This is a genomic window from Microcoleus sp. K5-D4 (genome assembly GCF_036704575.1).
In the GTDB taxonomy this organism is placed as follows: domain Bacteria; phylum Cyanobacteriota; class Cyanobacteriia; order Cyanobacteriales; family Microcoleaceae; genus Microcoleus.
On sequence record NZ_JAUBSD010000069.1, the window covers coordinates 1 to 12,877 of the forward strand.

10 protein-coding genes are annotated in these 12,877 nt (G+C 45.4%); 5 read left to right on the forward strand and 5 right to left on the reverse strand.

Annotated features, from left to right (window positions below):
• Nucleotides 1-245: 245 nt before the first annotated feature.
• Together QUA77_RS20000 and QUA77_RS20005 are read right to left on the reverse strand one after the other, a co-directional pair.
• Nucleotides 246-1,034: an ABC-2 family transporter protein gene (locus QUA77_RS20000; protein ID WP_333452032.1), complete on the reverse strand. Its 789-nt coding sequence runs from the start codon at nucleotides 1,032-1,034 to the stop codon at nucleotides 246-248.
• A gap of 238 nt (nucleotides 1,035-1,272) precedes the next feature.
• Nucleotides 1,273-2,253 carry an ATP-binding cassette domain-containing protein gene (locus tag QUA77_RS20005; RefSeq protein ID WP_333452033.1) on the reverse strand — a complete coding sequence of 327 codons (981 nt, stop codon included), beginning with the start codon at nucleotides 2,251-2,253 and terminating at the stop codon, nucleotides 1,273-1,275.
• 198 nt (nucleotides 2,254-2,451) lie between these two features.
• On the opposite strand from QUA77_RS20005, the gene QUA77_RS20010 reads away from it, so the two are divergent.
• Complete coding sequence (locus tag QUA77_RS20010) at nucleotides 2,452-3,261, forward strand: calcium-binding protein (RefSeq protein ID WP_333452035.1); 810 nt, start codon at nucleotides 2,452-2,454, stop codon at nucleotides 3,259-3,261.
• A 60-nt stretch (nucleotides 3,262-3,321) separates the two neighbouring features.
• Here QUA77_RS20010 and QUA77_RS20015 read toward each other — a convergent pair whose 3' ends face one another.
• On the reverse strand, nucleotides 3,322-4,329 hold the full coding sequence (locus QUA77_RS20015; RefSeq protein ID WP_333452037.1) for an NAD(P)-dependent alcohol dehydrogenase: 1,008 nt from the start codon (nucleotides 4,327-4,329) through the stop codon (nucleotides 3,322-3,324).
• Between the two features lie 190 nt (nucleotides 4,330-4,519).
• Complete coding sequence (locus QUA77_RS20020) at nucleotides 4,520-5,323, reverse strand: SDR family oxidoreductase (RefSeq protein ID WP_333452038.1); 804 nt, start codon at nucleotides 5,321-5,323, stop codon at nucleotides 4,520-4,522.
• A 319-nt stretch (nucleotides 5,324-5,642) separates the two neighbouring features.
• Here QUA77_RS20020 and QUA77_RS20025 point away from each other — a divergent pair, with 319 nt between their 5' ends.
• The gene (locus tag QUA77_RS20025; RefSeq protein ID WP_333452040.1) at nucleotides 5,643-6,569 is read left to right on the forward strand and encodes a DMT family transporter; all 927 of its coding nucleotides are present in this window, start codon (nucleotides 5,643-5,645) and stop codon (nucleotides 6,567-6,569) included.
• Between the two features lie 163 nt (nucleotides 6,570-6,732).
• Nucleotides 6,733-7,590, forward strand: a complete 858-nt coding sequence (locus QUA77_RS20030; protein WP_333452042.1) for an Hpt domain-containing protein — start codon at nucleotides 6,733-6,735, stop codon at nucleotides 7,588-7,590.
• 137 nt (nucleotides 7,591-7,727) lie between these two features.
• Here QUA77_RS20030 and QUA77_RS20035 read toward each other — a convergent pair whose 3' ends face one another.
• On the reverse strand, nucleotides 7,728-8,102 hold the full coding sequence (locus QUA77_RS20035) for a hypothetical protein (protein WP_333182067.1): 375 nt from the start codon (nucleotides 8,100-8,102) through the stop codon (nucleotides 7,728-7,730).
• 488 nt (nucleotides 8,103-8,590) lie between these two features.
• Here QUA77_RS20035 and QUA77_RS20040 point away from each other — a divergent pair, with 488 nt between their 5' ends.
• Nucleotides 8,591-11,113, forward strand: coding sequence for an ATP-binding protein (locus tag QUA77_RS20040; protein ID WP_333452044.1), 2,523 nt, complete (start codon nucleotides 8,591-8,593; stop codon nucleotides 11,111-11,113).
• Between the two features lie 123 nt (nucleotides 11,114-11,236).
• The gene (locus tag QUA77_RS20045; protein ID WP_333452046.1) at nucleotides 11,237-12,700 is read left to right on the forward strand and encodes a CIA30 family protein; all 1,464 of its coding nucleotides are present in this window, start codon (nucleotides 11,237-11,239) and stop codon (nucleotides 12,698-12,700) included.
• Nucleotides 12,701-12,877: the final 177 nt, after the last annotated feature.

Consider the following 12,877-nt stretch of genomic DNA (forward strand, 5'->3'; position numbering starts at 1 on the left):
GTTCGTAATTCATATTATTCAGCTAATTTTTTCTTTTATTTTACTAGAGCGCTCGCACTTTCGCAAGAGGTCTATTAGTCATTAGTCATTAGTCCTTGGGAATGGAGAATAGCGAATGGTGAATGGAGAATGGAGCATTGGGAAGCAAGCAAGGAAGAAGGCGGAACCAGTGGAACGAAACCCAACCGTCAACTGTCAACTGTCAACCGTCAACTGTCAACTGTCAACTGTCAACTGTCAACTGTTTACGCTCCCATGCCCGAATACTGCTTCAATCCCTGCCGCCAAAGCCAGCGATTCCACACAAAAAACACCGCACTCCAACTCAACATTACCAACAAACCGCGGCCTACATCTACGGGTAATCCTATCAAGATTGAAGCGGGAAAATGAATCAAATAAGGAAAAGGCGTCCACAAAACTACTTCGCGCACGGGTGCAGGAAACACTTCTAGCGGCGCGATAAGTCCCGATAAAAACAGGTAAATTAGAAACCAGAATTGCTCGATCGCACTTGCCCTTTCCAGCCAAAAAGCAAACAGCGCAAAGGTATACTGTATAAGAAACCGTAGACAAAAAGCCAATATAATAACCAGCGAAAAAAGCAAAAACCTGCCCAAACTCGGCAGCCAAAAAGACTGCGGGTAAAGTGCAAAAAACAGCAGCACTAATCCCAATACAAACGGCAGCCTCGCAAACCTTTCGGAAATGTGAGATACGAAGTGGTGCCATACGGGATCGAGAGGCTGTAACAATCTATTAGATAGCCTGCCTTGCACTACTTCCTTTTCAAACTCCCAAATCACCCAAACTACATTTGTTTGCCTGACAATGAAAGCCGCTAAAAAATAACGGGCAAAGTCGATCGAATTCAGCCCAAATTGACCCGTTTCAGCCGCCTGCATCCAGACACCCATCAAGATAAACGGCAAAGCTCCCGACAGCGCCCACAAAAACAATTCCGCCCGGTATTCGAGCATATAAGCATAGTAGGTAACTAGCAAAGTTTTAGCAATTCTAACAATTCTATTCATATCAATTTTAGAGTTAATTTTGAGGTGTTAGCAACGGGGTAAAAGCCGTTCCACAAAAACACTGAATCTCTACTAAAACAGGCATCGGGCCTGTTTTTTGGGATTAGCAACGGTCTAGAACCCCGTTCCACAAAAACACTAAATCTCTAGTGGAACAGGCATCTTGCCTATTCTACTTTATCAGTCTACTATAACAGGTATCTTGCCTGTTATAGAGAATGATATTATCCAAAAAACCTTAGACTTTTCCCGTGCGAAAAACTCTACCAATTACCTCTTCAATTGGCGGGTCGGTAACAGTTAAATCTATTACGTCCAAGTCCGCCAAAATCTTCGCCACGCTTACCGTCAACTCTTCCCTTTTCACCAAAAACCGCACCGATTGTCCCTCAATAGATTCTACCTCGCCGTAAGCAAAAGCACCATCTTTTGCCAGCGGCTTAGCTAATTTTACCTGAACTTCCCGATAAGGTGCAAACCTGTCGAGCAATCCGTCTAAACTGCCATCATAAACTAATTGCCCTTCATGGATTAACAAAACGCGCTTGCACAAAGCAGTAATGTCAGCCATGTAATGGCTCGTCAACAGCACCGTTGCTTGATAGCGCTCGTTATATTCTCGCAGAAATTGCCTGACGCTAAACTGTGCGTTTATATCCAAACCTAAAGTCGGTTCATCTAAAAATAATACCTCCGGCTGGTGCAGCAGGGCCGCCATCAATTCAGCTTTCATCCGTTCGCCTAAAGAAAGCTTTCGTACCGGCTGATTCAACTTGCCTTCTAGTGACAGCATCTCTGTTAATTCTCCGACTCGCCGTCGATAATCTGTATCGGGAATGCCGTAGACTGCGGCATTGATTCGTAGAGAGTCAAGTACGGGTAAATCCCAAATTAACTGCTGTTTTTGCCCCATCACTAAGGTAATTTTTTGCAGAAAATCGGCTTCGCGACGGAAAGGAGTACGATCGCACACTCTCACTGTACCCGCAGACGGATAAATCAAACCCGTCAGCATTTTCAGCGTAGTAGTTTTGCCCGCACCGTTAGCACCTAGAAACCCCACGACTTCCCCCGGTTCAATACTGAAAGAAACGCCCTCAACTGCTTTGATATTGCGGTAAGTGCGACTAAAAAAGTGTCGCACTGTTCCTTTAAGCCCGGGTTCTTTAATCGCTACCGGATAAACTTTGCTCAAGTCTTCAACTAAGATAATTGGCATCGGCTCAAATTTTAACTTTTATTTTAATCTAGGGTATTTCCATCAGGCTTGTGCCAAGATGGAGCGATCGAGCTGTCTAGTAGGGTGCGCCAGCGATTGCTCGATCGCGAGTCAGGAAGTAACTGTGTTCTGGCGCACCCTAATAAGCTGTAGAATATTGCACAATATCCATGCTCACATCGCACAAAGTTTACAATTATGGTACTCACCCCAGATAATTCAGACATCCCTCGTTTGGTAGGAGACAATTCTCCTGAAAATATTACACTTGCACCAGGACAACTTGCTAGTTTTCCTGGGGGAGTTTGGATGGTGGGCGGCAATGATACTGTCAGGGGCTCGTCAGATGCAGAACGGATTTTCGGTAACGATGGTAAAGACAGTCTGTTAGGTGGTGTCGGCAGTGATTCTATTTACGGTGGCAAAGATGATGACGATGTTTTGGGAGAAATTGGCGAGGATTTCTTGACAGGAGATAGAAATAGCGATTTCCTTGATGGGGGTGCGGGAAATGATTTGCTGCGTGGAGGACAAGGTGTTGATTTGTTAGTGGGCGGTGACGGTAATGATACTTTAATTGGCGATAGAGAGGTGGATATTTACCAAGGTGGTGCAGGGAGCGATGTCTTTGTTTTGCGAGTCGATCAAGCGGGAAGCAGATTAGTTGGAATTGAAGTTTCTGACGCGGTAATTGTGGATTTTGATAAGTCTAGCGATTCGATTGGCATTAGTGTGGCATTTACCAGTAGCAATATCTCCTTGGAAGAGGTAAGTTATAGCTTGAACGATCCGAGACTGCTGCTGATCGATCCTGCAAGTATAGCTGGTGGAACTAGCTTATTAGCCAAGGGCGGCATCTCCCAGCGAAGTCTCGATCCCGATGGCAACGGCCGTGTGGAAGCTACTAATATTAGATTTGGTTTTACTAATGCTTTGTTGGGTACTGTGTTGAACGTGACCCCAGCCGATTTAAACGGCCGTTTTATTAATGCTAATTCTTTGCTTTAATTCGTTGCTTATATATCTCTAGTAGGGTGCGCTAGGCGCACCTTACCCATTACCCATTATCTAACTCACCGTCAAAACAGCGCGATAGCGCACTTGATTTTCGCGGACTTTCTGAATTGCTTCATTCGCTTGTGCGATCGCAAAAACTTCGACAATCGGCTCAATCTCAAACTTCTCTGCAATTGCCAGCATTTCATTAATCATAGCGCGACCGCCGATGAGAGAACTCACAATTCGGCGTTGCTTCACCAGCAGCGAAAATAACGGAATGCTCAAAGGTGCGTCGGGAACTCCCACAAAAGCAAGCGCACCGTTAGAATCGAGAAAATCAATGTACGGAACCCAATCTAAAGCAGCAGGAACAGTGCTCAACAAAATATCTAATTTGCTGCTGGGCGCTTGAGGAATTTCGCCTTTTCCTACTACAATAGCTTCGTCCGCCCCCATTTTCTGTGCAAATTCTGCCTTATCTTGGGAAGTAGTAAAAACTGTAACGCGGTTGCCTAATTTTTTCGCAAATTGCACCGCCATGTGTCCCAATCCGCCGATGCCGAGAATGCCAATTTCTTGCCCGGAACTCATCCCCGCATTCCGCAAACCGGCGTAAACCGTAATTCCGCCGCACAACAGCGGCCCCGCTATTTTGGAATCGATGCCTTTGGGAATAGGAAAAGCAAACCGGGAATCTACCATCAAATAATCGGCAAAACCGCCCGGGCCTGTAACAATTAATCCCTGGTTTTCATCGCAGAGATTTTCGTTACCGCGCAAGCAGTCGCGGCACTGCAAACAAGACGACCTTTGCCAGCCGACACCAACGCGATCGCCCACTTTTAAATGAGTCACTTGCGGCCCTATTTCTGCCACTTCTCCGATAACTTCGTGGCCTGGAACCAGAGGATATTTTGATTGACCCCAGTCATTGTCAATCATGTGCAAGTCAGAGTGACAAATGCCACAGGCTAAAACTTTGATAATACATTCATGTACTTTTGGAGGGGCAACATCGAATTTGTATTCTTCAAGCAATCCGCCTGTTTTTGTAACTGCAAGTGCTTTGATTTGCATGGTGTATGTCCTGGTTTGTTTGCCATTATTATAGTGTTCGGGCGGCTTTCACAGTCTCTTTCTTTAGTTGTATATATTCAGGTGAACAGACCCGATGACTGATGCGCGTTACTAATAATTTGTCGGGTACTTATGGCGCACCTTACCAATTACCAATTACCAATTACCCATTAGCAATTACCAATAAGTCTCACAACTTTCCCTTTTCCATTGCCCACTGCATCAAACCGGGGAACAAACGATAAGCTTCCGATGCCAAAAAAGCAGGGCCGACGGTAACTTCTGCACGCTGATTTTTCACAGCATCCCAGATAGCTTTAGCAATATCTTCTGGCTGAGTTGCCCACTCAGATTTCAGCATTTTGCTCATTTGCTGACGGCGCAATTCGACTGCAGGTTCGTCTCGATCGCGAAATTGAGCTCTTTCTAAAAAATCACTGTTAATCAAACCCGGATGCACGGCGCAAACGTGAATACCTTGAGGCGCTAATTCCAATCGCAAAGTTTCTGTTAAACCGGTTACTGCATATTTGCTGGCACAATAAGCAGTCATTTGAGGCAAAGGCATTTTGCCACCAATGGAACCAACATTGACTATTGTCCCTGTTTTTCGTTGCAAAAAATGTGGCAAGATTTCTTGAATTGTGTTAACGCATCCCCAAAAATTGGTATTCATTAATTGCTGCCAGTCTTCGGAGGTAGTGTGCTCGATCGCCCCCGTGAGACAAATGCCAGCATTGTTAACTAAAACATCTATGTTACCGCAGGCATCTAGGGCTTTTTGGACGATCGCGCGCACTTGTTGACTGTCGCCAACATCCCCCGGGATAGCGACAGCCGAAGTGCCTTCTCGCTGCACTTGAGCCGCTGCTGCTGCCAATCTCTCTGGCTGGCGAGCTACCATAACTACATCGTAACCTTTACTTGCAAATAAAATTGCCGTTGCTTTGCCGCTTCCTTGAGAAGCGCCTGTAATCAAAACTGTAGGAGCCATAGATAGTTATAAATTGTAAGTGGGTAATTTGTTTTTTACGATATTGAAACTATAACAGAGGTCTGGTAATTTTAGGGGCGCTCTATATTAATAATTATTGAGTATAGGAATTCTTTGTGCTTCGGGAATGGGCTTTTTTTAACGAACCGCGAAGGCGCGTTAGCGAAGCGGCGCGTAAGCGCTAGGACACGAAGGAAGAGAGGAGAGGAGAGGAGAAGAAGAGAATAGAAATTATTCATAATTTGTGCGAAAATTGCTTTGTAAATTTTCCCAATGCCCAATCCCCAATGCCCAATGCCCAATGCCCCATGCCTAAATAATGAATCTTCCGAAACAAACGCCTAATTGGTCGATCGCCCTAGTGTTAATTATCGGCGTTTTAGCCGTCTCAACTTCCTCAATCTTAATTCGGCTGGCTAACTTTTCAGCAGGGGCGGGCGGTTTGGGTTTCAGTCTGGTGCTCGCGGCCTCTCGTCTGACTTTATCTGCTTTAATTCTGCTTCCTGCTTGGCGGAAAATTCAGTGGAACGCCCTGCAACCGGGAGCTCGGCGCTATGCTGCTACTGCGGGTTTGTGTCTCGCCCTGCATTTTGCTCTCTGGATTACCTCACTTTCTTATACTTCGATCGCCGCCTCGACTGCCCTCGTCACCACTAATCCTGTCTGGGTAGCGCTTTTATCGCGCTTCTGGTTCGGCGAAAAACTCAGCAAATTGTCGATCGCTGGCATTACTATAGCCCTGACTGGGGGAATGGCGATCGCTCTGGGAAGTGCGGGCGCAGCTAATGCCGGCAGCAGCCAACTGCTGGGCGATTTCCTGGCTCTGGCTGGTTCCTGGGCTGTCAGCTTGTATTTGCTGCTGGGCCGGGAAGCTCAGCGGCGGGGACTGGGAATTGGTGGCTATATCGCGATCGCCTATACTGTTGCTGCGATCGTCCTGCTGCCTCTCCCCTTCGCCTTCGGCACTACTTATACTAATTACCCCGACATTGTATATTTTTATATTTTGTTAACGGCTGCTTTGCCTCAGTTAGTCGGCCACACCATTTTGAACTGGGCGGTAGTGCAGATTTCCCCAACTCTGGTAACTCTTGCCATCTTGTTTGAACCGGTTGGGGCGAGTTGGTTGGGTTATTTGCTGTTTGGGGAAGTGCCGGCGCCGGCGGTACTCGCAGGTGCTGCGGTGCTGCTGTTGGGGGTAGCAACCGCTACCCTCGGAGCAAAAAAAATTACTGTCAACAGTTAAGAGTTAACAGTTTTCGACATTGCCACTACACTTGCCGTGAGTCAGAATAAAACAAATTAGGGCTTAAAAACCCCAATAACTCATCAGTGAAATATCGATTCAAAACTATCAAAGGTCTGAGTAATGACTAATAATACTCGGCGGCCTTTAGGAGAATAAAATTATGCTGCCAGAACAACTACAGCGGATCATCGGCTACTTTATCGAAGAAGCCACAGAACAGATCCAAATTATCGGGCAAGGCTTGCAAGGTTTGCAAAACACCGTGCCAGAACCCCAAAGAATACACCAGCTCATCCGAGCCTCGCACTCGATTAAAGGGGGAGCAGCTATGCTGGGATTTAGCAGCATTCAGCGCATTGCTCATCGGTTGGAGGATTATTTAAAGCTGCTTAGAGAATGTCCGATCGCCATTGATAGCAGGCTACAATCGCTCTTAACCGAAGTTTTTGATATTTTAGCCGCTCTCGTGTCCAAGGTTTCTAAGGGTTTTGGGCTCAACCACGAAGACGCAAACCAAATGCTCTCCCTCGCCGAACCGATTTTTGACGAACTCGACGCTTACCTGAGATTGCGAATTCCTACTCGCCTGACTGTGAGAGCTACTACGGACGAACATATTCACGTTTTCTCCGGTTACTGCACCTCCCTGAGCGAATTTTCCTCGGCTATCGCTTCGCGCGTTGGTTTGCTGGGAGGCACTATTACCCGCCACGATCAGGATAGCCAGGGGATACGCCTGTGTATTGACATTTACCTGCCGCCTTACACCAGGATCGAAAACATCCGCCAAGCTGTCGAACTCTCGGGCGCTATTATCGGGAATGTTCAGACGCAGCGGGACTTTTCGCTGCTGGCGACTGCGGATTATCCGGTTTACCAAAGTGCGATCGAACCTCCCGCAATTTGCATCGGATGCCGCTATTATTACGGCCGAAGCGACGGCGGCTACCTGCTCAACTGCACGATCCATCCCCGCGGCCCGGAAACCGAAGATTGTCGCGATCGCGAACCGGAATAAGCGCTGAAAACTCAGCCCTCGGAACTACGATTGGCCACCCGAAAAACTTTCTTCTGAAACCAATATTTTCCCGGAAACATTTCACATTACCCCCTACCTATTTTTTTTGAGTTGCTAGATAATTAGATCTTTCTCTGTTAGACAACTAAATCCTTGTTCCTTCTGAAAGCTCCCCTAACAACTGATACCGCAACTCTAATTAATTGCATCATGCTTGCAGGATGAGCTATCGCCCAGACATTGATTGTCAGACAAGTGATTCCCATAACTAGCAAGATGTATGTCGGAGGCATGACTACCCCGATCGCGAACCAGGTAAAAACGTGAAATATCATTGCTGTAGCCCAAAGGCTGGCGACAACTACAGACGCCCAAATTTGCATTCGAGGTCGGTTTAGTCCTATCAAAATCGCTGTCTGCAAAGTAGTCAGCAAGTTTGCCGGAACTAAAAAGGCACAGATAGCTATGCAGTAGGTATGAGAAAATTCAGTAATTGTATTGAAGTCGATCATCAGTCTAATTGTCGGGCCTGTTGGGTATACTTAAAGAGCTTAGCGTGACTTGACTTTCAGATCTTGTCACCCTTACCTTAACTTAATATTTCAGTAAGTAGGCCGCTCTGGAGACGCATTTCTCTCCCCCTTTTGCAGCCGGCCAAATCTTACCACAAATATTAAAGTTTTGGGAAATTATTAAACATACTTGAAGAATGGCAACAATTGCTATGATAATTAACATCGGGAAACGATAGTATAGAAGAGCCAAGTCGATAAATTTTCTAGAAGGCTGAGGCGGCTTGAACAGCCACACATAGGGCAGGCTGATTTTCGACTAAATCATTTTGATGCGCTGATTCTCGGATGATTGATTCTCAGTGTCCGTCCAGGGCTCGATCCATTATGCGATCGAACAATGTGAGATTATTATGGAAAAGCCAATTTGCTCTCAAATCTCCAATCATTAGAACCCTCTCGACATTTTACAGCGGAAGACAAAGAAAATGGATCTACAAATCACAATTCCCGCACTCGAAGAAGTTGACTTGACAAACTGCGACAGAGAACCCATTCACATATCGGGGCACATTCAGCCACACGGAGTGCTACTTGTTGTACGAGAACCTGAACTAGAAATACTGCAAGTCAGCGAAAATACGCAAGATTTGTTAGGAGTAGAGCCGGAAAGTGCGATCGGTCGAAATTTGAGCTTATTCTTCAATCGAGTTCAACTAAAAAAACTCAAGCTTTGTTTGTGTAATGAAAACTTAAAAACCGTTAATCCCATTAAACTCTCTGTCATAAACAAAGGTAAATATTTAGAATTTGACTGCATCCTCCACCGAGTAGAAGAAGTATTGATGGTCGAGTTGGAATTAGCCACCAGCCCCGAAAATCTTTCTGTTTTTAGTTTTTATCATTCAGTGAGAGCCACGATCAGCAAAATTCAAAGCGCCAAAAATCTCAAGGAATTATCTCAAATAACTGTAGAAGAAGTCAGAAAAATATCGGGTTTTGATAGAGTGATGGTCTATCAATTTGACCACGAAGGCAACGGCGCTGTAATCGCTGAAGACAAAGCAGAAATGCTGAGTCCTTTCTTAGGATTAAACTACCCAAGTTCAGATATTCCAAAACAAGCCCGACAACTGTATGCGTTAAATTGGCTGAGGTTAATCCCAGATATTAATTATCAACCAGTCCCCCTTGTTTCAGGAAATAATGCTGTCACGACCCAGCCCCGAAACCTGAGTTTCAGCGTATTGAGAAGCGTTTCTCCCATTCACATAGAATACCTGCAAAATATGGGCGTTGCAGCTTCGATGTCAATCTCATTAATCAAAGACAAAAAACTGTGGGGATTGATTGCTTGCCACAACTATACACCAAAACACCTCAACTATGAATTACGCGCAGCCTGCGAATTTATCGGGCAAGTAATGTCCTTAGAACTGCAATCAAAAGAAGGAAACGAAGACTACGACTACAAACTCTACTTAAAATCCATTCAAACCAAGATTTTTGAAGACATATCCACGTCCGAAAACTTGTCAGAAGTGTTAGTTAAATGTCAGCATAATTTGCTAGAAGCAGTCAACGCCCAGGGAGCAGCAATAGTATTTGGAGACATTTGCTATCAAGTAGGGCAAACACCTCAAGGAGAAGCGCTCAAATACTTAACTAATTGGGTGCAAGAGCATTTAAATAAAGAAATTTTTTATACAGACTCGCTCACCAAATGCTATCCAGAAGCTGAGGAATTTAAAAACACAGCCAGCGGGTGTTTAGCCATAGCAATATCCCCGACTCAGAAAATATACATTTTGTGGTTTCGCCCGGAAGTAATTAAGACAGTAAATTGGGCGGGCAACCCCAACAAACCACTTGAAACCGATGAAGATGGCAACCCTCGACTGTCTCCTCGGAAATCCTTCGAGCTATGGAAAGAAAATGTGAGGTACAAATCGTTGCCTTGGAAACAATGCGAAATAGACGCTGCATTGGAACTAAAAAAAGCAATGATTAATATAGTGCTGTGTCAAGTCGATAAACTCGAAAAATTAAATAGAGCACTAGAAGAATCAGTCGCCAGGGAACGGGAAAAAACTGCTAACTTAAAAACAGCGATGTCCGAGCTTAAGCGGGCGCAAACTCAATTGGTGCAAAGCGAAAGAATGTCAAGTTTGGGACAGTTGGTGTCGGCGGTAGCTTATGAAGTCACTAACCCGATTAACTTCATCTACGGCAATCTTAGCTATGCTAATGAATACAGTCAAAAAATGATCAATTTATTGCAGCTTTACGATCAGCAATATCCGTCGCCTTCGCCCGAAATTCAAGCACAAATCGAAGCAGCAGAATTAGAGTTTATAGTTGAAGACTTACCGAAGTTGCTGGGTTCAATGAAAGTAGGAGCTAACCGCATCCGCGAGATAGTTCAATCGCTGCGAAACTTCTCTAGAATTGACGAAGCAGAGATTAAAGCAGTTGACATTCATGACGGATTGGACAGCGCTTTGCTGATTTTGAGCAACCGACTCAAACCGAAGCCCGATCGCCCCGCAATTCATCTCATCAAAGAATATGGCTCTCTGCCTTTGGTTGAGTGTTACGCAGTTCAAATCAACCAAGTATTTATGAATGTATTGGCAAATGCAATTGATGCTCTCGAAGAGGCTTTTGTCAACAATAATTTATCCTCGCACGGCGGGGACAAAGAACAGCCAGTTAAGTACGGACAAATTCGGATTGTGACTGAACTTTGTCCCGGAGAAAAAGCCGTAGCAGTTCGGATCAAGGACAACGGTTGGGGCATGGAAGAAAAAGTGCGCCAGAAAATTTTTGAGCCTTTTTTTACCACAAAACAGGTGGGCAAAGGTGCGGGGATAGGTTTGGCGATTAGCCACGAAATTGCGGTAGAACAACACGGTGGCAAATTGACTTGCATTTCTGCCCCCAGAGAGGGAACCGAGTTGATTATTGAGATTCCCTTGAACCAAACTCATTCCACACCCATCGTCAAGTGAAAAAAAGTCCGCGCTAGCGAAGCTATCCCAAAGGCTAGGAAATCGACCAAATTCAAAAATCGAAAATTAGATTAAAATACAAAAGCAGCTAAGTAGATTTGAGCCAATTCAGAGGAAGCTAGTATGACTGAAAAAAAAACCGCCCAATGGGATGCCGGCCGGTTTCTCAAAACCTTGGCTTATTTCGGCGTCATTCCCTTCATTGGCAGCATTAGCTGGCTGCAACAACTCTTTGGAAGCAGCAGCAAAACTAAAAAAGACCAACCCAAACTGGTACTGGTAGCCGGTGCCACCGGCGGCGTCGGGAAGCGAGTTGTCAAGCGGCTGCAACAGCGGGGATATAGAGTACGCTGCCTCGTCAGAGATGCTAAAAGAGCAACAGAAATTCTCGGCAAAAATGTCGAGTTAGTCGAAGGAGATATCACACTCCCAGAAACCCTAACACCGCTAGTAACCGAGGGCATAGAAGCAGTTATCTGCTGTACTGGCACTAAAGTTCAACCGATAGAAGGAGACACCCCAACCCGGGAAAAATATTATCAAGGCATCAAATTTTATATGCCGGAAGTTGTGGATGTTCCCGAAATAGTCGAATACAAAGGCATCAATAATTTAGTGCAAGCTGTTCGCCGCCAGCTAATTCAAGCAGGCGAAAAAACAATTTTTGACTTCACAAAACCCAGCCAAGATTTGAAAGAAACTTGGGGTGCGCTAGACGATATCGTGATGGGTGGCACCAGTGAAAGTTCGATCGTACTTACAGACAATACGGCTATATTCACAGGCAATGTTTCTACTGCCAACTCGGGCGGCTTTGCTTCGGTGCGTACTCGCAACTTCGATCCTCCGCTCAATCTCACAGGATTTAGCGGCCTCTACCTGCGCGTCAAAGGAGACGGCAAGCGCTACAAATTGATTGTTCGCAACGAAGCTAAATGGGATGGAATTGGCTATTGCTATTCGTTTGATACTGTTTACAATACCTGGATTACTATCACCGTTCCTTTTGATGAGTTAATTCCAGTATTCCGCGCGAAAACTGTTAAGGATGGCTCTAAATTTGATGGCAGCAGTATTTTTTCTTTTCAGTTAATGTTGAGCAAGTTTGAATATGACGGCGCGCTCAACCCGAAATTTACACCGGGTATTTTTCAACTGGAGTTAGAATCTATTAAAGCTTATGGGGGACAGACTTTGCCGCGATTTGTGATGGTGAGTTCGGCAGGAGTTACCCGCCCGGGCCGTCCGGGAATTAACTTGGAAGAAGAACCGCCGGCAGTCAGGATGAATGATATGTTGGGGGGGATTTTGACTTGGAAGCTGAAAGGGGAAGATTGTGTGCGATCGAGCGGCATACCTTATACTGTTGTCAGACCCTGCGCTTTGACTGAAGAACCGGGAGCCAAAGCTTTAATATTTGAGCAAGGAGACAATATTAGGGGCAAAGTCAGTCGGGAAGATATTGCAGAATTGTGCGTGGAGGCTTTGGAACAGCCTCAAGCTTGCAACGTTACTTTTGAGGTGAAAGAAGGGGAAAATGGTAGTTCTCCCGGAGACTGGCAGGCTTTGTTTTCTGGAGTGAAATAACATATAGCACTTCTTAGTAAAATGAGGTACGCTGGGTGATTTATAACGGGTTCCCAGGCTAAGCCTGGGAATCAATGTCCAGAGGCTCTGCCTCGCTTTTTAGTAGGAAAATGGGAGGCAGAGCCTCCGGATATGCGTTACCAGGCAGAGCCTGTTAACGAGTAAAATGCGAGTTTT

Coding starts and splice junctions, on each gene's coding strand:
- QUA77_RS20005 (WP_333452033.1), bottom strand. CDS start 2,253: ATGCCAATTATCTTAGTTGAAGACTTGAGCAAAGTTTATCCGGTAGCG.
- QUA77_RS20040 (WP_333452044.1), top strand. CDS start 8,591: ATGGATCTACAAATCACAATTCCCGCACTCGAAGAAGTTGACTTGACA.
- QUA77_RS20035 (WP_333182067.1), bottom strand. CDS start 8,102: ATGATCGACTTCAATACAATTACTGAATTTTCTCATACCTACTGCATA.
- QUA77_RS20030 (WP_333452042.1), top strand. CDS start 6,733: ATGCTGCCAGAACAACTACAGCGGATCATCGGCTACTTTATCGAAGAA.
- QUA77_RS20010 (WP_333452035.1), top strand. CDS start 2,452: ATGGTACTCACCCCAGATAATTCAGACATCCCTCGTTTGGTAGGAGAC.
- QUA77_RS20025 (WP_333452040.1), top strand. CDS start 5,643: ATGAATCTTCCGAAACAAACGCCTAATTGGTCGATCGCCCTAGTGTTA.
- QUA77_RS20015 (WP_333452037.1), bottom strand. CDS start 4,329: ATGCAAATCAAAGCACTTGCAGTTACAAAAACAGGCGGATTGCTTGAA.
- QUA77_RS20020 (WP_333452038.1), bottom strand. CDS start 5,323: ATGGCTCCTACAGTTTTGATTACAGGCGCTTCTCAAGGAAGCGGCAAA.
- QUA77_RS20045 (WP_333452046.1), top strand. CDS start 11,237: ATGACTGAAAAAAAAACCGCCCAATGGGATGCCGGCCGGTTTCTCAAA.
- QUA77_RS20000 (WP_333452032.1), bottom strand. CDS start 1,034: ATGAATAGAATTGTTAGAATTGCTAAAACTTTGCTAGTTACCTACTAT.